This window comes from Bacillus paramobilis (genome assembly GCF_038096195.1).
GTDB lineage: Bacteria > Bacillota > Bacilli > Bacillales > Bacillaceae_G > Bacillus_A > Bacillus_A mobilis.
The window spans coordinates 2,207,637-2,225,807 of record NZ_CP151108.1 but is presented as its reverse complement, the minus strand read 5'-3'; the positions used below and the strand labels follow the sequence as shown (position 1 = coordinate 2,225,807).

Annotated in this window: 19 protein-coding genes and 1 pseudogene; 5 read left to right on the top strand and 15 right to left on the bottom strand. The window is 33.4% G+C overall.

Features of this window, described 5'->3' with window-relative positions; all coding sequences use genetic code 11:
- Positions 1 to 239: 239 nt before the first annotated feature.
- Entirely contained in the window at positions 240 to 401 is a 162-nt protein-coding gene (locus AABL52_RS11515; RefSeq protein ID WP_000441004.1) for a hypothetical protein, read from the bottom strand.
- Positions 402 to 770: 369 nt separating this feature from the next.
- Between AABL52_RS11515 and AABL52_RS11510 the strand changes: the two genes are divergently transcribed.
- Complete coding sequence (locus tag AABL52_RS11510) at positions 771 to 1,148, top strand: hypothetical protein (protein ID WP_341519432.1); 378 nt, start codon at positions 771 to 773, stop codon at positions 1,146 to 1,148.
- Between the two features lie 377 nt (positions 1,149 to 1,525).
- On the opposite strand, the gene AABL52_RS11505 is transcribed toward AABL52_RS11510, so the two are convergent.
- A complete protein-coding gene (locus AABL52_RS11505; RefSeq protein WP_120450488.1) occupies positions 1,526 to 2,185 on the bottom strand; it encodes a serine/threonine protein kinase in 660 nt (219 codons plus the stop codon).
- Positions 2,186 to 2,631: 446 nt separating this feature from the next.
- Between AABL52_RS11505 and AABL52_RS11500 the strand changes: the two genes are divergently transcribed.
- Positions 2,632 to 2,964, top strand: coding sequence for a DUF1904 family protein (locus tag AABL52_RS11500; RefSeq protein ID WP_001120954.1), 333 nt, complete (start codon positions 2,632 to 2,634; stop codon positions 2,962 to 2,964).
- A 263-nt stretch (positions 2,965 to 3,227) separates the two neighbouring features.
- On the opposite strand, the gene AABL52_RS11495 is transcribed toward AABL52_RS11500, so the two are convergent.
- Positions 3,228 to 3,551, bottom strand: a complete 324-nt coding sequence (locus AABL52_RS11495) for a PepSY domain-containing protein (protein ID WP_341519431.1) — start codon at positions 3,549 to 3,551, stop codon at positions 3,228 to 3,230.
- A 20-nt stretch (positions 3,552 to 3,571) separates the two neighbouring features.
- Positions 3,572 to 4,042, bottom strand: a complete 471-nt coding sequence (locus AABL52_RS11490; protein WP_341519430.1) for a hypothetical protein — start codon at positions 4,040 to 4,042, stop codon at positions 3,572 to 3,574.
- Positions 4,043 to 4,470: 428 nt separating this feature from the next.
- On the opposite strand from AABL52_RS11490, the gene AABL52_RS11485 reads away from it, so the two are divergent.
- Positions 4,471 to 5,145 (top strand): response regulator transcription factor, encoded by a 675-nt coding sequence (locus tag AABL52_RS11485; protein ID WP_001264519.1) that lies wholly within the window; start codon positions 4,471 to 4,473, stop codon positions 5,143 to 5,145.
- The gene (locus AABL52_RS11480) at positions 5,142 to 6,515 is read left to right on the top strand and encodes a sensor histidine kinase (RefSeq protein WP_341519429.1); all 1,374 of its coding nucleotides are present in this window, start codon (positions 5,142 to 5,144) and stop codon (positions 6,513 to 6,515) included. The genes AABL52_RS11485 and AABL52_RS11480 overlap by 4 nt, the downstream gene beginning before the upstream one ends.
- Positions 6,516 to 6,691: 176 nt before the next feature.
- On the opposite strand, the gene AABL52_RS11475 is transcribed toward AABL52_RS11480, so the two are convergent.
- The 3 genes from AABL52_RS11475 to AABL52_RS11465 all read right to left on the bottom strand — a co-directional run bounded on the left by AABL52_RS11475 (position 6,692) and on the right by AABL52_RS11465 (position 10,012).
- Positions 6,692 to 6,907: a hypothetical protein gene (locus AABL52_RS11475; protein WP_001104093.1), complete on the bottom strand. Its 216-nt coding sequence runs from the start codon at positions 6,905 to 6,907 to the stop codon at positions 6,692 to 6,694.
- Positions 6,908 to 7,231: 324 nt separating this feature from the next.
- Complete coding sequence (locus AABL52_RS11470; RefSeq protein WP_001064088.1) at positions 7,232 to 8,677, bottom strand: L,D-transpeptidase family protein; 1,446 nt, start codon at positions 8,675 to 8,677, stop codon at positions 7,232 to 7,234.
- A 912-nt stretch (positions 8,678 to 9,589) separates the two neighbouring features.
- Positions 9,590 to 10,012, bottom strand: coding sequence for a hypothetical protein (locus tag AABL52_RS11465; RefSeq protein ID WP_341519428.1), 423 nt, complete (start codon positions 10,010 to 10,012; stop codon positions 9,590 to 9,592).
- Positions 10,013 to 10,114: 102 nt separating this feature from the next.
- Between AABL52_RS11465 and AABL52_RS11460 the strand changes: the two genes are divergently transcribed.
- Positions 10,115 to 10,405, top strand: coding sequence for a hypothetical protein (locus tag AABL52_RS11460; RefSeq protein ID WP_098238182.1), 291 nt, complete (start codon positions 10,115 to 10,117; stop codon positions 10,403 to 10,405).
- 170 nt (positions 10,406 to 10,575) lie between these two features.
- On the opposite strand, the gene AABL52_RS11455 is transcribed toward AABL52_RS11460, so the two are convergent.
- The 8 genes and pseudogenes from AABL52_RS11455 to AABL52_RS11420 all read right to left on the bottom strand — a co-directional run bounded on the left by AABL52_RS11455 (position 10,576) and on the right by AABL52_RS11420 (position 18,030).
- Positions 10,576 to 11,571, bottom strand: a complete 996-nt coding sequence (locus tag AABL52_RS11455) for a D-cysteine desulfhydrase (protein ID WP_341519427.1) — start codon at positions 11,569 to 11,571, stop codon at positions 10,576 to 10,578.
- A 251-nt stretch (positions 11,572 to 11,822) separates the two neighbouring features.
- Positions 11,823 to 13,055, bottom strand: coding sequence for a DUF4073 domain-containing protein (locus AABL52_RS11450; RefSeq protein WP_341519426.1), 1,233 nt, complete (start codon positions 13,053 to 13,055; stop codon positions 11,823 to 11,825).
- 196 nt (positions 13,056 to 13,251) lie between these two features.
- A pseudogene (locus AABL52_RS11445) lies at positions 13,252 to 14,792 on the bottom strand (serine hydrolase domain-containing protein).
- 476 nt (positions 14,793 to 15,268) lie between these two features.
- The gene (locus AABL52_RS11440; protein WP_000925449.1) at positions 15,269 to 15,562 is read right to left on the bottom strand and encodes a hypothetical protein; all 294 of its coding nucleotides are present in this window, start codon (positions 15,560 to 15,562) and stop codon (positions 15,269 to 15,271) included.
- 5 nt (positions 15,563 to 15,567) lie between these two features.
- Positions 15,568 to 15,768: a helix-turn-helix transcriptional regulator gene (locus AABL52_RS11435; protein WP_000903049.1), complete on the bottom strand. Its 201-nt coding sequence runs from the start codon at positions 15,766 to 15,768 to the stop codon at positions 15,568 to 15,570.
- Positions 15,769 to 16,057: 289 nt separating this feature from the next.
- On the bottom strand, positions 16,058 to 16,276 hold the full coding sequence (locus tag AABL52_RS11430; protein WP_340420465.1) for a hypothetical protein: 219 nt from the start codon (positions 16,274 to 16,276) through the stop codon (positions 16,058 to 16,060).
- Positions 16,277 to 16,301: 25 nt separating this feature from the next.
- Entirely contained in the window at positions 16,302 to 17,126 is an 825-nt protein-coding gene (locus tag AABL52_RS11425; protein ID WP_341519425.1) for a CPBP family intramembrane glutamic endopeptidase, read from the bottom strand.
- Positions 17,127 to 17,235: 109 nt separating this feature from the next.
- Positions 17,236 to 18,030: a MerR family transcriptional regulator gene (locus tag AABL52_RS11420; RefSeq protein WP_341519424.1), complete on the bottom strand. Its 795-nt coding sequence runs from the start codon at positions 18,028 to 18,030 to the stop codon at positions 17,236 to 17,238.
- Between the last annotated feature and the right edge of the window lie 141 nt (positions 18,031 to 18,171).

Here is an 18,171-nt window from a genome sequence, read left to right as displayed (position 1 = left end):
TGAATCTATTCTATTACAAAAAAAGATTATCGGAATCTAACGAAGTCTATTATATGGTAAGGCATTTTTAGAGAGCATAAAAAAAACACCCTAAGGTGCCATCCTCCGATTTGAGAATCATATCTATGTATGGATAAATCTGAGAAATAGAAGTTTCTAACTATAATTTATAGAGCTCTTATACCATGAATTACTTACATACATATTTCCTTATTTACCCGAAGAAGAATTCCGTTATGTTACTTTTTGACCAGTCTCGTTAAAGCCATCCCAATAAATCCAGCCCCCATCCCAATTAGCCATCCAGCATGAGTATCGCCTAATATAGATCCCACTCCTCCGCCAAGAAACATGCAGCCAACGAATACTAATCCTCCAATTCCCCAATTCGGCCGTTCCATAGTCAATCACATCCCTTCAATAAAACATATGCGATTAACTAGCCTAACTTTCTTGCATAGGATAGTTAATTATTTTGCTTATGTATTATTGAAGAGCGTTCATAAGATGCAGAGATTGAGCCATTTGAATACATTACAGAAGGAGAATTTCATTTTTTCATATTATAATAACTTAAGAGTTGTGGAACAAATTCTTCTTTAATTAACCAGTTAATAGCAGTATGGATATTTGTCACTATTAAGGACTCATCCCATCGTTATCAAGCTAAGAAATGCACCTCTCCCCAAAATGAAAATTATATGCATCATTGACTACTGTTAATAGGACGTTATGTCATACAATGGAGTTACTATTAGAAAACTGTGAGGATGGTTACGTTGATAAAATTTATAATTAGTTATGCTGCAAGTCTGTTTGCTTTTATTTTTGGCTGGTTCTTGATTTCATATATTTCTCATCCTAGCTTTATTCACCCGAACGTTGTATTAGGATTCATTAAAACGATCGTCACTTATGGTAGTATACCGGCTCTTGTAGCTTGTCTAATTGGGGAAGTATTATACAGAAAAATCAAGCGATGTAGAGAATTTCAATTTGGAATCCCTGTATTTATAGGACAAGCAGTTATCTATACACTTATACCATTTCTTTTTCTTTTTCCTTTTAATTTTTCCCATTTCTTTGATTTCGTTGCACCTGTTATTATGGGGTCCTTATCTTTTTATTTCGTACGTAGAAAAATATAATTAACTTCAAGAGTGTGACAGAAAGAAGCCGGAGTGAGTAAAACCACACTGTATAACCATACAGAGCTCAAAGAACGCATCCATTCTTGCGAAATCAACAAGAAAAAGTATTTGTGTCCCCCTAGATTAAATGGAACGAGAACAATCAAAATGCCGTCATTACTTCTCTTAAAAGAAGAATTGAAAAGATAGAGAAAAAAGAATAAAGGACTTGAAGAAAAAATAAATAATTGCGTGAAAAAGAAAATGTAAAGCTTACTGATTACTTCATGAAGTAATCAAATTAGGACCGTACATATTAGACATGTCTAATATGTACGGTCCTTTTGTTTACTAGTCGTTCATTTATCTAACCTAAAGATAAATATGTGGCCCTTTTACCATTTGAATTTCTTTGTAAGTTTCTTATATTTTCTATACGAACGTCTAACAATATTTAACATAAAATACGGTATTTTAATAGGGAAAGGAAATTTATAAATGAAAGGAAAATAAAAGGTGAAATATGCCTTTTCTAGGTCTCTCCACTTACTATCTTCTTTTGTTTTTAAGAAGTCAGATACATCGACTACATATCCCCTTCCGTTTTCCATCATCACATTTTTCCCGTGAACATCACAAGGTGTTAATCCTTGTTCCCTCGCGTACTCTAAAGCTTCATTGATATCAAAGATCACCTGCTTAGGAATTTTAATCCCCTTATGAAGGGCATCGTATAAAGTAATTTCTTTTAAACGTTTCAATACTATGAAATTTTCTCCTTTATATATAAGCTTCGAATAAGAAGGATGATTTCCGATTCTTTGGTATACTTCTGACTCTTTTTCAATTCCTTCTCCTTCTCGTGCGTAAACTTTCACTACCCAATCTTTGTATTCTTTATGCATAAATACTGCGGCATAATTCCCTATCCCTAAACACTTCCAAAGTCTAGGAATATCATTAACTACTACAGGCTCGAATTCATCCTCACTTCTTATGCTTACCTCTTTTAATAATTCGTCCTTTATCAATCCCACAAAACTGTTTATACTCATCATTTCCACTCCGGTTTTGTTAAAAGGGGTACCACCCACAATTTAACGAAAATATACACTAAGTGAATTTTAGCATAAAACGAGTCATCTTTTTTCTTAAAATACAAAGATGACTCGTTTTATTTGAACTGTTGAATACTTAATATTTATTCCATTATTCATAACTAAAAACCTTACAACATAAAAATATTTCCAACTATTTACGTATTTTCATTTTTTCAGAGGCCTCCCCTCATGCCTCCTTACAGGGAGAATGATAAGGCTTTTTTTATTTACCCAATTACCGAGCTCTCAAATATTTTAAATAGTTACAATACATGTATTGCTTCAATAACATATGATCATTCTTAAGAATGTCATTGAAATGTACCAATAGATGTTAGTGCAGTAAAATAAATTGTGTTATGATGTGAGCAAATATAAAGCTATCTAACGGAGGGATTCATATGCCACATGTTGTATTTCGTGGAATTACTACTGAACAATTAAAACACATAAGCAAGCCATTAGTAGAAGAGCTCGCAGAGATTTGTGAGTGTGGTACGGATAATTTTACGTTGGAACTACCAAGTTCTACGTTTGTATTCAATGGAGAAGAAATAGAAGCGTTTCCTCTTATTGAAGTGAAATGGTTCGAGCGTGGACAGGAAATTCGTGATCGATTTGCCAAGGCCATTACTACATATGTAATGGATTTTGGACTTCCAGAAGTAGAGGTTGTATTTACGGTTTTCACAGAATCAGCGTATTATATTAACGGGAAGCATTGTGCAAGTTAGAGCTATTTGAAAGATTTTTGTACGGTTTATAAGGGGTAGAGCCACATTGCTATCAAGCTAAGAAAAGCGAATATCCAAACACAAAAAATGAACTCTATTCTCATAAACAACTAACTGTGAAGAGATAAAATTTTTGTTTGGGGGACATCAAAATATTAGCTTGATCGTGTTGTAGCGGTCCCCCTTTTAAAACAGCAGAGTATAAACATGAAAAAACTCCTAACAAATTTTGTTAGGAGTTTTTTCAAATATGCGATATTTTTTTAATCTTCTTTATCGATTTCTATTGTACCTGTTCTAGCACTAACCTTTAAAACATTTAACAGATTATCAGGTGTCTTGATTTCCACTTCATATTCAAATTTAGATTGTGCTAAGTTGTCATCTTCTAATTCGAATTCTTTTTTCACATTCATAATTTCTCCATTTGTATGTGCTAAAGAAATTTCACGAACTTGTTTCTCTGTGTAGTTTTCATTCTTTTTTGCATAATTGTAACCCATACTATAATATCCACCAACAATAGCAATACCACTTACTAAAATAGCAATTACACTTATAATTATTTTCTTTTTATGTTTTAACATTTTCATCCACTCCTTCATGATTAATCATCTATTCCAAATCTTGCTTCAAGTGCATTTTCTGCTTGCCCTAATTGATCTTCCAGTATATCGTGTTCTCTTTCTTGTGCTTTATATTGTTCAATCGTTATCGTTCCAGCGCGATAATCTGCTTCAAGCTGATTATCAGATAGATCTATCTTGTCATCTAATTGATCAATTTCTTTTTTTGCTGCAAAGTACGTATTTAAGTTTTCTTCTTTTGCTCCAACTGGTTTCGTGTTATTTGCCTTTTCAATGATAGATGTGACTTCGTTTTTGAAATCTTGTATTTGCTTCGTATCATTCGTAGCAGGCCCTGTTTTGTGTGGTTCTTGTTGTAGTTGAGAACTTTCTTTTTGCAATTTATCATTTTCCACTTTCAGTTGTTGTACTTCTGTATTGTTATCAGCTTGAGTAGAACAAGCTGTTAAGAATAAACAAGACATTGCTCCAATCAACATCCACTTTTTCATTCTGTTTTCCTCCCTTTACATGTACACCTTATCCTTGCCTTTATATTACTCAACAAACATTAAAGGAAGATTAATGTACAAAAAATAAAGTGAAGACTTTTACGGGTAGCCCGACTTCCCCTAACTCCCTCGCATTCGTCGAATTTTGAAGGAGGAGTCTTACTGCCCGTTAATGCTGGATAAAATGATATAATTAAATCGTTTCTAATCTTTCTTTAATGTTTTGGAATTATAGTGATACATATAAAGTGAAACTTTAATCAGTGGGGGTTTTCTTCATCCCCCACTGATTATTAGTTGAACCAATCGGACTTTTATGGGCAGTTGATCCCCCACCCCCACCTAACTTCTTTGCTTTCACTGCATTTTGAGGTGGGGGTCTTACTGCCCATTAAAGCGGGATAAATAAGGAAAAAAGGAGAATGGTAATGCGAGTTCTTATTGTCGAAGATGAACAAGACTTACAAAATATATTGGTAAAACGATTAAATGCTGAACATTATAGTGTCGATGCATGTGGGAATGGAGAAGATGCCTTAGATTATATAAACATGGCTACCTACGATTTGATTGTGCTTGACATTATGATTCCCGGAATAGATGGCTTACAAGTATTACAAAGATTACGCGCGGATAATCATACAACTCCTGTCTTGCTTCTTACAGCTAAAGATACAATTGATGATCGCGTAACAGGACTCGACTTAGGTGCGGATGATTATTTAGTAAAGCCGTTTGCTTTTGATGAACTATTAGCAAGAATTCGAGTGTTAATGCGAAGAAATACAGGAAACACATCTAATGTGTTTGAAATCGCTGATCTAGTGGTAGATTGCAATATGCATAAAGTAACAAGAGGAGATCAGATTATCACTCTTTCCAGTAAAGAATTTGCTATTTTAGAATATATGATTCGTAATAAAGAAGTTGTGCTCACACGAGATAAAATTGAGCAACATGTGTGGAATTACGACTATGAAGGTGGCTCGAATATTATTGACGTTTACGTCCGCTATCTTCGTAAAAAAATTGATAGCCAGTTTGAAACGAAGTTAATTCATACAGTACGAGGAACTGGTTACGTATTGCGAGTAGAATCATGAAAAGACTATCAATCAAAATGAGAGTAACCCTGTGGTATACGGGGCTAATTGTAATTATTATGGCACTCGTGTTAGCTTTTATTTTAACTTCTTCAGATAAAGTTTTGCTTTTTAATATGAAAGATCAATTGAAGAGCACAGTAAAAGAAAGCATGGAAGATATCGAATATAAGCATGGACAATTAAAGATGGACGATGATTTTGAACCCTTAGAAGATGGAGTAACTATCAGCATTTATAATAAACAAGGTAAGCTGCTGGCAGGAAATATGCCAACAAGCTTTAATAAAAAAATACCGCTTAAATCCGATGAAATACAAACTATTAAAGACGGTAATAAAGAATGGATTGTATATGATTTTCTCCATAATGCAGGCGGCGATGAGCAAGTCTGGATTCGTGGAATAATGACTATGAACCAATTATCATCAACGATGAATACGCTTATTGTCATAACACTCATCTCATTTCCATTACTTATTCTCATTGCGGCAGTGGGAGGATATTTTATTACGCAAAGAGCGTTTCGACCTGTGCAACAAATGAGTGATTCAGCCAGTAAAATTGGTGATGGTAAAGACCTTTCGAAGAGAATTCATTTACAAGGTTCACCGAAAGACGAAATGTATCATTTAGCACAAACCTTTGACAAAATGTTCGAGCGATTGGAGACATCGTTCGAAAGTGAAAAACAATTTACATCTGACGCATCTCATGAATTAAGAACACCAACATCTGTTATTATTTCGCAATGCGAATACGCTTTATCGCAGAGGAATAATCCGAAAGAAATGGAAGAATCATTAGAAGTAATTTTAAAGCAATCACGTAAAATGTCCGCGCTCATCTCACAACTCTTATTATTAGCAAGAGCTGACCAAGAAAGCCATAATACTTTCCAATTTGAATGTATCAATATGAGTGAATTAACGGAAATCGTTGTAGAAGAGCTTTCATTAATGGTTCAAGAAGCATCGATTGATATAACAACTCATATAGAGGAAAACCTGTTTATGAAAGCAGATCAAACATTGATGATGCGTTTATTAATGAATTTACTAACGAATGCGATTGCTTATAGCAGAGCGAACGGCACTGTGCATATGCAACTGTTCCGTGATGAAACCAACATAATAGGTAAAGTCTCCGATAATGGCATAGGCATCAGCGAGCAACATATTACAAAAATATGGGACCGATTCTATCGAGTTGACGCAGCACGAACATCTTCAAGCACTGGAAACACAGGTTTAGGATTGTCGATGGTAAAATGGATTGTCGAACTACACGGAGGAGAAATTACGGTTGAAAGTGAATTAGGAGAAGGTAGTACTTTTACCTTTAAACTACCAATTGAAAAACGAGCATAATGTATGAATGTCTGTAGCTCCAGAATAAAGATTCTTTAATCTTTATATAAAAGTAACCGACGCATTTTAAACAACATCGATTTTATCATATTAAGCAACCTGCTCCGTTAAGTTGATATGCATATGGAAAAATATCGAAATAAAACCCCAGAAATCCAAAGGTCTCTGGGGCTTCATTATATATTTAGCTCTTTTTGCTTTTTGTTTTGTTTATGTTTATACAGCAATTTTCGGCTTATGAGAGAAATCAGTAATAAGATCAGTACTAGTGCGAAAAGTTGCATAAATGATAAATTAAAATATTTAGCACCTGTAACGATTAACAGTGTAGAAATCGTACCTTTTACAATGAAAAAAATAATAATCCATAATCCGCCTTTTTTCCAGTTCATTTTTATATTACCCTTTCCTACGTTTAAATTCTTTAATGGGACACCTTATTAAAAATCTATTATATTAATAAAAAAGTCCTGTCTAATTAAATGCAATGATTCTATAATAAGTGAAAATGATATTCAATGTCAATTTTATTGACTATTTGAATACTTGTTTCTTCATCTCAAACTCTTTCTACTTTGTTTCTTATAAGCAATGAACTCTTGTTTTCAAACAAAAAAACCTCTTGAATTTGCATGCGAATTCAAGAGGTTTTTTTCATATACATCAAGTAAGATTTCTTGCTTTGTTTATTCGTTTATACTCTTAATACATAGCTATTAGTACACAATAACTGGATCATACGTGTTCAAACTATCATATACAGTTTTTGCAACGTTAGGCAGAAGGTTTACACACCCACCTGATCCCCCTGTTACATAAGCATTATTTCCCCAGTCTTTTCGCCAGCCTGCATCATGAAATCCTTGACCGCTATTTGTGAATGGAACCCAGTAATCTACTTTCACTGCATAATCAGCTTTCCCTACTGCGCTACCTCTCAGCGTATATGGAGTTCGTTTATATAAAACGTACCATACACCTGGTGATGTATCTTCACCCGTGCTATGTTTACCCGTTACTACATTTGTTGTGACAACTAATTTTCCATCTTTGTAAATCCAAATTTGTTGATCTGCAATGGAAACTTCCGCATATGTATCCCCGATGCCATTATTCGATGTTGTTTTATAACCGATCCCTTCCTTCTCCCAACCATTCCCGTGAATATTAGAAGCAGAAAGCGATTTTTCGCCTTTCTCAAAGGCTTGTTGAACTTGTTTTGTTTCTTTTTCCACATCTAGTGCCCAGCCGTATCCTTGTCCCTTTACTGAAATAACCGAACCAGAATGTGTTTTAAAAGCGAAGTCTTTATGTAATGTAGATTTAGCCTTATTAATTTCAGCAACCTTATTCTTAATTTCGCTCGCATCGATTGTCACTTTCATATCCTTTGACATAGAGGCATTTTGAATTAAATCTTTCGCTTTTAATGAATACACTTCATCCTGCACTTTATAATCAACAGACTGCTGAAGAAGATTCTGTAATGCTTTCTCTTCTTTTTTGATGATTGGATCGTCTTCTTTAATAGGTTGTATGTATGTAGACTTTAAATGAATTTCACTTTTATGCTTCTGCTTGGCGTAATCTTTTAGTAGATTCGTTACGTCATATTGTTTCCCATCAATGCTCTTCGAAATAACAACTTTTCCTTGTTCGAGCTTCGCCATAGCATCTTGAGGCGCTTTTAATTTTTCATTCATAGAAACGAGCTTTTCTTCTAGCAGTTTTTTCATCGTTTCACTACGATACTGATCCGCTTCTTTCGGTAACAATGAATAATCTTTTTCCTTTGAGGAAGGGAAAAATGTCCACTGGCTTTTTAATAATTTCTCAACTTGTGGCAAATCTTTTTCCGTCAGTTCCGTTTTTGTATCTTGTTCATCTAAAATTTGTTGTTGATCAATATAGACTTTATTTGCTAATCCAGATGTTTTTAATTCCTGTATTGCCTGATCGGCGCTCAAACCACCGACTTTTGTATCATTAATCGTAACATTTGAATTGAAGTGAGTTGCCTGATAATAACTCATTCCCCCAATAAGAATTGCAATTACACCGCCACCCGCTGCGATAAGTTTCCAATTTGTAAAACGTTTTTTTGATCTTACCCGTTTTTTCTCAACTTCTTCAACTGATTCATTTACTGTATTATTGTTCATCAATCTTTTCCCCCGTATGCATTAACGTCAATCGATTTTAAACCAAAACCATTGAATAGTGTACCTTATTTTTCCTAAAATTTCATTGTTTTTACTAGATTTCATCTGATTTAATCGATTAAAGTTAGATTTTTTAATAGTAAGATATATAAAGATGATAGATAAAGTGAAAAAGGATCACAACAATCGAGCTATTACGTGCCCCTCGCATTCGCAGAATTTTGAAGAACGATACTACTTAACTTGATAAAATACTTTTCGGATAGTTCAAATCAGAGAAAGGCACCATGGGATGTCTATTATTTATGAAAAATATCCACAAAAAAGGGACTACATGTAGACTCTTTTTTGTGAATATTTTAATGTCGCATATTTTATAAATTTAAATGCAAACCATGCTCCCTGCTTTTCACCAGGTTTCGCAACGTTTACTATCGGCCTAACTAATTTATTCTTTAAACTATTATATATGTTTGTACCACGCTTTATTGATACGTTTAATCTTTACAGGTGTTGAATTTTTAGACTCATCCTTTGTTGTAACCCTATTATTAGAACATCCTGCTATAGTGAGACAGCATGTAGCCAATAAAACTAATAATATTAATTTCTTCAAATAGCCACTCCTATATAAGGGAAATATTATATTGAGAAAATTAAACATAACATCGAATCTTTATAAAAACAATATATTTCCTAGTTTTATTATCCATTCGCAGATTCATTCACACCTTAAAGTGTATGAATCCGCTAATAAGCGTAGAACCTCATGCTCATCAAGTCAATGTCCAATTTCCATTTTATCCGATTCTCAATATTTATTCCAATATCAAAAGATAACTATTTTTGTTGAAAACTAAGTATCTCTCAAAATGCAAAATACGAACTGGATTCCTATAGCTCTATATATACTTATTCAGCTAAACCCTCCCCTGTAACAATCTGAAACAACGTGGCCGCATTTTTATCTTGTAATTGAGCGTACCGATTATCTCCTGAGATGATTTCCACTTTATCCTTATTAGCACTTACCCAAATTTGATACAACACAGCTTTTGCCTCTATTTTCGGATTTTTAAATTGAAAAATAAGGTGATAATCAGCTGGACGAGACATTTCCACTTTTTTGTTTTCAAAAGCAGTATCATTTAATATTTTCTTTACTTGCAACACTTCATTATTATCTATCACTACCTTAAGTTCACCATATTCATTATCACCAATATATTTTTGGACTTCGATTCTTTGCTCTTCATTTTCTAATACATTTGAACAGCCGGTTATTATGAATATGCAGATACTAATAATAACTAGAGACCAATTTCTAAATTTCATATTAATACCCTCTGTTCAATACAAAATATCTTACATTGTAAAATAAAGGTAATTAATTTAAACTTACAAATATAAATAATAAAGAGAAAGGAGTATCGTTCTATGCAGTTACAAACATACACTTGGAAAAGTTATACGTTTCTCATTGTAAGTATATTCGTTACTATTAATCTTTTTCTCTTTTCACCTATTTTAGACAGAGTTGGAGTAGAATATGTCGTGCCTTTCGCCTACTTCATATTAACTTCCGCTGTTATAGCAATCATATTAGCAGTCGTCTCTTTTTGTAGCCGAGCTGAGAAGAAAATTTTAGCCATAATCGGTTTATGTTTTACGCTATGTAACACAGCGATTATTTTATTTTTCCTTTGGTTTGGTTACCATTTCACTTAAGTGAAATATAAATACACTCCATAAGCCACAAATGTAATTAGTAAAATAGAAATGCTGAGCACCGTGTATATAATCCATTTTACATTTGAACTCATATACTCCCTCCTCTCACCTTCTAACAATTCCATTATATAACAAAAAAGCATTGGATACCCAATGCTTTTTTACACTTACGCAAATAAAGACGTATTCGCATATAACGCTGGTGAACCACCTGAATGTACGAATAAAATGTTGTCTTCTTTATTAAATGTACCTTTTTTAATTAAGTCGATTAGTCCCGCTACTGCTTTACCCGTATACACTGGATCCAGTAAAATACCTTCAGTTTTCGCAAGTAATTGAACTGCTTCCACCATTTCTGGCGTTGGCAACGCGTAACCTGGTCCTACATATTCATCAAAGCATGTAACAGCTTCACGCGGGATAAAGTTCGGAATACCAACGTGAGCTGACGTTTCCTCTACAAGTTTTGCTACTTTCTCTTCTTGTTCTGCTTTTCCTCTACTTACGTTGATTCCGATTACAGGAATGTGACTTTGTGTTCCAGCAAAACCAGTAATTAAACCAGCGTGCATACCAGCGCTACCACTTACACAAACAACTGAGCTGAAATCAATTCCTTGATCGAATGATTGCGCCATAATTTCTTGCGCACAAGCAACGTATCCCATTGCACCAGTAGGATTTGATCCACCAACTGGTATTACATATGGTGTATTACCTTTTTCACTAACTTCTTTCGCTACTTTATGCATCTCTTCCATCAGATCTGCTCCGTTTGGTACAACAATTACATTTTCAGCACCTAGTAAATGATATAAGAAATAGTTTCCGTTAAAGTCTGGCTTCTCTTCTGACTCAAGCCCTTCTTCTAATACAAGAATACATTTCATTTTTTCTTTTACCGCAGCTGCAAGCGTTAGACGGCAATGGTTTGACTGAATACCACCAGCTGTAATTAACGTATCTGCACCTTTTTCCTGTGCATCCGCAACTAGAAACTCTAACTTTCTCGTCTTATTACCACCAGCTGTTAAACCAAGTAAATCATCTCGTTTAAAATAAATAGTCGGCCCGCCAAGTGCTTCAGAAAAATTGTTTAATTTTTCAATTGGTGTATATGATTCTGTATATTTTTTTCTCGGGAATTTAGCTAAATTCATTAATAACGCTCCTTTGTACTTCTTTCACAATATATGTAACGATACTATTATTACATGTAAAAATGATGAAGTCACCTTTCTGGAGGAAAAATGTATTGGAATTCGGTTTAGATGTATGAAATTGCATTAAGGATTTTAACTTCATTACGGTACATGAAATTTATTTCAACGATTTTTTCAATATATCGACTTACCGACAAAAACCGACAATCTAAAAAGAGCCCACTCATTCAAAAATAGGCCCTTACCAATCACTTATTTGCTGAAAATCGAAGTAGCTGCGTTAATCCTGGTTCTAAATTCATTTCGCCTTTATGGCGTACGTATACAATTTTGTCACCATCAAATTTTGGTGGATTCCCTGGATTATACGTATTCCACTCACTCGTTCCTTCTACAGAGTACTCCATATACTCCGTTGCACCGACAATTATATTTTTACTATCATCAGCGGTTACATTTGGTGTCATTTGTGCAATTTTCGAATCACTAATTAATAATTTTTTTATCTCTTTATCACGTTTGTAATCATAAGCTGTCACCATTACATCGCTACCATACGCTTTCACTTGCAACCCTTGTTTAAATGAATAACCATCAGGAGCAGTCTTCTCTCCACCATTCGGTCCGGCTGACATCCAGCCCGTTTCAATTCCGCCTGTATTTACTACAGTAAATCCTTTTTTATCTCCCCCTGCAATTTTCTTTTTACCAGCCCAGTCTGGCAAGTTTAAATCCCAATGCGTATGACTCGTGAAGAAAACAACTTGCGGATAGTCTTTTAATATATCGTACAACTTATCGACGTTTAAATAATCTTGTAAGTACGGTGATTGTCTTGATCCAGCTACTGTATCAGGTAAAACGTGATGAGAGAAAATGAAGATTGGCTTATTTTTATCTTTTTGACTATATTCTTCTAAATTTTGTTTTAACCAACCTAATTGCTCATCACTCATAAATACTTCATCCCACATTTTTGAATCGTGGTATTTCATATATTTTTCAGTTCCTAAAAATAAAAGCGGATAACCGTCTAATTCTTTTTTATGATACACCTTTTCTTGCCCGCTAAATTGTAAGTAACGGTTGAATAGCGTTTCTTCCGTTACACCATTTGGCCATGTACTTTGAGAGAGTTTCCCATCAACTGTCCATTTACCAGCATAAAACTCATGATTGCCAACAGTTGACCATACATTCTCTGGATGCTTATTTTTGTTTAACACACGCTTCACATCATCATATTGTGACTGTTGTCCAGTTGACGTTATATCCCCATTCATAATAAGTGCTCTAGAAAGTGGCATCACTTTGTTCATATCTTTTAATACGTGGTCAAAATCCCCTAAGTCCCCTTGAATATCACTAATAACATTAAAAGTTGTAGCTGATTTTCGAACTTGCTCTTTCCCTTCCGCATGTGCTGAAAACGTCGGCAATAATACCGCCATAACCGCTAACGAAGCAACTGTCTTTTTCATACAAATTCTCCCCCTAATGATAGAATGTATAAACTGACATGTTCTGTTTTCTCTTAGATGCTTGTCCAATTCACATTATAAGGAGGGATTGTAAAGATAGATGACGTTAAAAGTTAAGTATTTTTTAAGAGATTTTGTCGTTTTTTGCAAACCAAAATTAGCGATTCACGCCAATCTAGCTTTCTAGCCTTTAACATTACATACATGTAAATTTTGATGTTAAATCTTTTATTTTCATACGTTGTTTTTTATTACTTCTAATTTTCGGGAAAAATCCACTAATTAATAATGTTATAATCCATACCATTATTAGAATAAAATTTATTGTATTACCGGAATTCAAGCTGAAAACTCTCCACAAGTAGGCAGCACAAAAAACGAGGATAGCAGTAATAATAAGTAAAAATGTCCTAACTACTAATCCGATGTAGGATTTCTTCTCTTGCTTAAAAATGAAAGTTCTTCTACCTTTGTACAATCTAATTACGAATAGCAGCAAATATACACTAAGTATGGCTCCAATAACAATTGATGTAATGGAATTACTTTTTCTCTGCTCAGCTAGAGAGAAGTAACTTTCAGGTAATTTTCCAGTTTCATGTTCAATCCATGCATGGTAAATATCCTGTCGTAAGTCTATACCACCTTCACCATTTGTAAGGATTACCAATCCATCCTTTGTATTAGGAATGAAACCATAAAAAGAATGCCAGCCTCGATTGTCACCAGAATGATAAAGTAATTTCCATTGATTAGATAGTTTTTTTCAAATATACCTAAACCATTCTCCCCTAATACTGGCTTTTGCATTTCTTCAACACGTTCACTTTTGATGACACTATTCCCTTTATTATTTGCATCCATGCTAGCAAGTATCAATGTCATCATATCGGTAACATTTGTCTTAAGACCTGCAGCAGCCTGTTCGGTAAATTGGTAACTAGGGAGCTCCTCTCCAAAATATCCATAAGCTTTCGACAGGTTATGGTTTTCAGGACGTTGTAAGAATGAACTAGATTTCATTCCTAAAGGTTTCATAATTTGTTCTTCCATATAACGATCAAACGGTATTCCGGTAACCTCTTCCATTACAAGTTGTAAAATTGTATATCCGCCACCAGAGTAAATTGTTTCTGAACCTGGTTTATTGGTAACCTCCACTGGTTCATTAATCCATCCTTTTCCAGACAGAGACTCCTCAATAGAGTCAAGATGTTTCCCTGGTGCAACCCCGAGGTATCCTTTATGTGCAGACAGCCCTGCTGTATGGCTTAACAATCTTCTTATTGTGACTTCATTATTATTAAACTCTGAATTAGATAATTTCCATTTGGTCAGATATTTTCCAACGGGATCATCTAGTGATACACGACCTTCATCTACAAGATGTAGGATTCCCCACGCTGTAAGGTTTTTAGATATGGAACCAGCTTGAAATAAAGTATCATCACTCACCGCTTTTTTTGTCTTTTTATCTACATAACCGTAGTTAAGTGTATAAGCAATACGCCCCTCATGTACAATCCCTATTGCAACCCCTGGTACCTCATAATTCTCCTGCCATTTTGGTACCTGTTCATCCAGCTTTTTTTTGAAATCCTCTATACTTCTATCAGTCAACGTGCCCGATTCTGCCCTCACCACATTTGTAAACCATGCTTCATTCGTAATAAATATACAAATGATGAAACATAAAATACTTTTGCATATTATCGATGCTTTTTGCCTATTCTTCATTTGCTCTACCCCTTTTTTCAGAATATTCTACCCATCAATCAGAGTATCCCATTCTAATATCCCATTCTATCGATTTTTATTACTTAACCTTACAAAATTGTAATAAAAATCAAAGATCTACTATTGTCCTTTATCCGAGGGCAATGAAATTCATTAACAAGATTGATATGAAGTTATATTTATTGTTTCAGTTAAGGCCCCTAAAATACTAGTTTGGTTAATCAAATAGATATATTCCAAACTACAAAAATTTATAATAGAAAAGGTGGATTTTAGTTTTAATTAGAATTTGAACAAAGTATTGCTGCAAATATTTATTCTATAAAAAGAAGAACCCCACACATTTTGATTAAAATGTGTGGGGTTCTTTTGGCTTCCTTAAGTTTTTATAAAAAAGATTGATTATTTTATGTAGCCTACTAAAAAAACATTTTGTTTAATCAACTAACAGAACAAGATTAAACACTTAACTCGTATTAGTAATTTTTACTGTTTCTGTTGATAAATATAAAAATACTGCCTAACACACTTAATGAAAGTGCAAAATATAATAACAAATCAGGTAGAAATTTCAAAGGAATAATATCAATTAATTGTAAAACAATAATGACAAGGATACCTAAATATAGAATATTGTACAAAACATTATTTGTTTTATATAGAATTTCTCTTCCTCGTTCGTCATTTGCTTCATCACTTGATTGAAATTTTATTACATACATCTTACTTATCACTATTAAACCAAATAATAAAATTTTTAACAACAACATATGTATCACTCCTCTAGATAATCAAATACGTCGGTTAACGGCTTTTCAAATACATTTGCGATTTTAAAGGCAAGAATTAGAGAAGGGTTATATTTATTCTTTTCAAGAGTAGCGATAGTTTGACGACTAACTCCCACTCTTGTTGCCAGTTCTTCTTGGGTCCAACCTTTTTCTGCTCGACAAACTACAATTTTATTATGCAACAATAGTAACACCCCTTGAGATAATTGTAATTTATTTTTTACAAATTGTAAATTATTTTTTACAATATATTTTTAAAATTAAAAATCCTCATAAAAAAAGACATAAAGATTTCTCCCATGCCTACTAATCTTCTACTTCTTTACTATATGTACATAATGCGCTGTTTCAAAAACTTAATAAAAAAGAGAACTACTCTTCAAGCACTTCTCTCTTTCATCCAAACGATACATATAAAATAAATTATTAAAAATATACTATATACACTCCATAACGTAAGTATTGCAGCTACACTTAAATAAAGAGTTTCAGGTAATAAGCGATCATAAAAGTCTTTTTCCTTGCAACTACCGCAATTACTGCTAGAAAAGAAGGAAGTAAGAACATGAAAAATACAGTGATATATACTTCCTTATCAAGCTCTTGATTGCTATATGGGTTGAAATATAGAAAAACAATTGTAAGGATAAAAATACTTATAGCAGCGGCTATCCCTATATAATTTTTCATCATTCCCCGCCTTCCAATAGCAATGTACTTAATATTTTCCATTCCTGCTATCTATATCTTCCGCTCCATACAGAACTCTCTTTGGGTTCACAACAATTAAAACAACTGCAACTACTAAATAAAAAATCGCGTTATACATGATTAGATCGATTAAGTTTCCGTTTATGATGCCAATAAAGAAATTAAAGAATTGATGGATAATGATTGGAATGATTAGATTTTGATTTAAGTTATAAAATGCAGTCATGACGATTTTTATAGATATGATAGAGATCATAAAAAATAGAATATATTTAATTAGGTCCATGCCTACAAATCCTGTAGTAAACCAAATAGGTAGATGCCACATCCCCCACCAAAATCCTATAATTAGCGAAGCTTTTAGTGGTGAATGCCTCTTTTGAAGCTCAATTTGTGCAAATCCTCTCCATCCTAGTTCTTCTCCCAATGGCCCCGCAAGAAAGTTTTTAACAAAGAAATAGATTAGCATTCCCCATGAAGTGACAGTAAAAATAGAGTCTACTTTACTATTTTTAGATACATGAAATAAAATTATCAAAAATATGAAGGCTTGAATCATAATTGTAGTAAGAATCACAGAAAATTTAAGTTTATTCTTGAATTTCTCTTTTACAAACTGTATAAAGCTCTGCCCCGGATAGATTTTCTTAAATAGCACGGCAAAAGCAAAAGTTGAGGACCAAGATGATATACAAAACATTACATCAAAAACCCATGCTGGGAATCCTAGTATACTTATAGCACCTACAAGCAAAAAAAGTGGCAGAAAAATGATATTGGTTAGTACGATAAAACTCGCTACTGGTTTTTTGAGTTTCTTTTCCCTATTCATGCAAAATCCCCATTTCAAACTAAGTATTTCGTAAACATAATAGTAGTTATATTCACAGATACTTTCAGCTTAAACCTGGGGGTTACTCACAGGTCAATACATACCTTCATTATTTTACAGGTGCATAAACCTCTAAAAATATACGCTCAATTTCATCTTCATATGTGGTAAGTAATATATTTATATACACTAGCCCCAAAAGTTCATGCCCTTGTTCTATTGCTGCTTTTCTTAAACTGGATTCCACATTATGATCAATACTTTTCCCACCAGTTGCCCATCTTCCATCTTCAATAACTGTATAAATACATTTTGGATGCGATAGAATTTCCCCTTCTAATCCTTTATCAAAGTCTTCTACTTTTCTTACAATTATAAATTTATCTTCTATAATACCTTCTTTATTAAAACTTATAACTCTTCGTAAAGATGTTAAAGTAATTGCTTTTTTTAAACTATCCGTATTCTTTTTCAAAGATTCATATTCATCATATGCAGTAAAATGCTCTATTTCTCCGTTTACTTCTAATGGCTTCATTTCTTTTACTACGTATTTCCCTAAGAATTGCGTTGTTTTTTCGCAATCTTCTTTTACAAGTTGAAGCTTTTTTAAAAGAAGTTTTTTATATTCTATCTCCTCTAAAACTTCTTGTTCTTTCTCTTCTAACAATGATTTTATTCCCTCTATACTCTTACTTTTTCTTAATTCCTGAATTTTTTTTATTTCGATATCCATTTCCCTATAGAAATTGACCGTTGTTATATCATATATATCAAAATGATTATATTTTCTATATCCATTCTCAATATTTTGCTTTGGCTTGACCAAATCTTTTTCCTCATAAAACTTCAAAGTATCTCTAGATACATCTAAAAATTTAGCGACTTGTCCAATTGTGTACATTACGTTCTCCTTTATCATTGCTACTTAATTTATTACATTCATACTTCATATTCTTTAAATTATCGAATTTCCCTTCCTACTAATATTCCCCCCTTGTTTTCCCACAAAAAAAGACACAGAGATTTCTCCCCATGCCTACTA

Excerpts from the sequence above, each read along its gene's own strand:
- AABL52_RS11465 (WP_341519428.1), bottom strand. The coding sequence starts at position 10,012 with ATGAAATTTAGAAATTGGTCTCTAGTTATTATTAGTATCTGCATATTC.
- AABL52_RS11420 (WP_341519424.1), bottom strand. The coding sequence starts at position 18,030 with ATGTACACAATTGGACAAGTCGCTAAATTTTTAGATGTATCTAGAGAT.
- AABL52_RS11485 (WP_001264519.1), top strand. The coding sequence starts at position 4,471 with ATGCGAGTTCTTATTGTCGAAGATGAACAAGACTTACAAAATATATTG.
- AABL52_RS11430 (WP_340420465.1), bottom strand. The coding sequence starts at position 16,276 with ATGATGAAAAATTATATAGGGATAGCCGCTGCTATAAGTATTTTTATC.
- AABL52_RS11470 (WP_001064088.1), bottom strand. The coding sequence starts at position 8,677 with ATGAACAATAATACAGTAAATGAATCAGTTGAAGAAGTTGAGAAAAAA.
- AABL52_RS11500 (WP_001120954.1), top strand. The coding sequence starts at position 2,632 with ATGCCACATGTTGTATTTCGTGGAATTACTACTGAACAATTAAAACAC.
- AABL52_RS11460 (WP_098238182.1), top strand. The coding sequence starts at position 10,115 with ATGCAGTTACAAACATACACTTGGAAAAGTTATACGTTTCTCATTGTA.
- AABL52_RS11440 (WP_000925449.1), bottom strand. The coding sequence starts at position 15,562 with ATGTTGTTGTTAAAAATTTTATTATTTGGTTTAATAGTGATAAGTAAG.
- AABL52_RS11490 (WP_341519430.1), bottom strand. The coding sequence starts at position 4,042 with ATGAAAAAGTGGATGTTGATTGGAGCAATGTCTTGTTTATTCTTAACA.
- AABL52_RS11425 (WP_341519425.1), bottom strand. The coding sequence starts at position 17,126 with ATGAATAGGGAAAAGAAACTCAAAAAACCAGTAGCGAGTTTTATCGTA.
- AABL52_RS11495 (WP_341519431.1), bottom strand. The coding sequence starts at position 3,551 with ATGTTAAAACATAAAAAGAAAATAATTATAAGTGTAATTGCTATTTTA.
- AABL52_RS11515 (WP_000441004.1), bottom strand. The coding sequence starts at position 401 with ATGGAACGGCCGAATTGGGGAATTGGAGGATTAGTATTCGTTGGCTGC.
- AABL52_RS11510 (WP_341519432.1), top strand. The coding sequence starts at position 771 with ATGGTTACGTTGATAAAATTTATAATTAGTTATGCTGCAAGTCTGTTT.
- AABL52_RS11505 (WP_120450488.1), bottom strand. The coding sequence starts at position 2,185 with ATGAGTATAAACAGTTTTGTGGGATTGATAAAGGACGAATTATTAAAA.
- AABL52_RS11450 (WP_341519426.1), bottom strand. The coding sequence starts at position 13,055 with ATGAAAAAGACAGTTGCTTCGTTAGCGGTTATGGCGGTATTATTGCCG.
- AABL52_RS11455 (WP_341519427.1), bottom strand. The coding sequence starts at position 11,571 with ATGAATTTAGCTAAATTCCCGAGAAAAAAATATACAGAATCATATACA.
- AABL52_RS11475 (WP_001104093.1), bottom strand. The coding sequence starts at position 6,907 with ATGAACTGGAAAAAAGGCGGATTATGGATTATTATTTTTTTCATTGTA.
- AABL52_RS11480 (WP_341519429.1), top strand. The coding sequence starts at position 5,142 with ATGAAAAGACTATCAATCAAAATGAGAGTAACCCTGTGGTATACGGGG.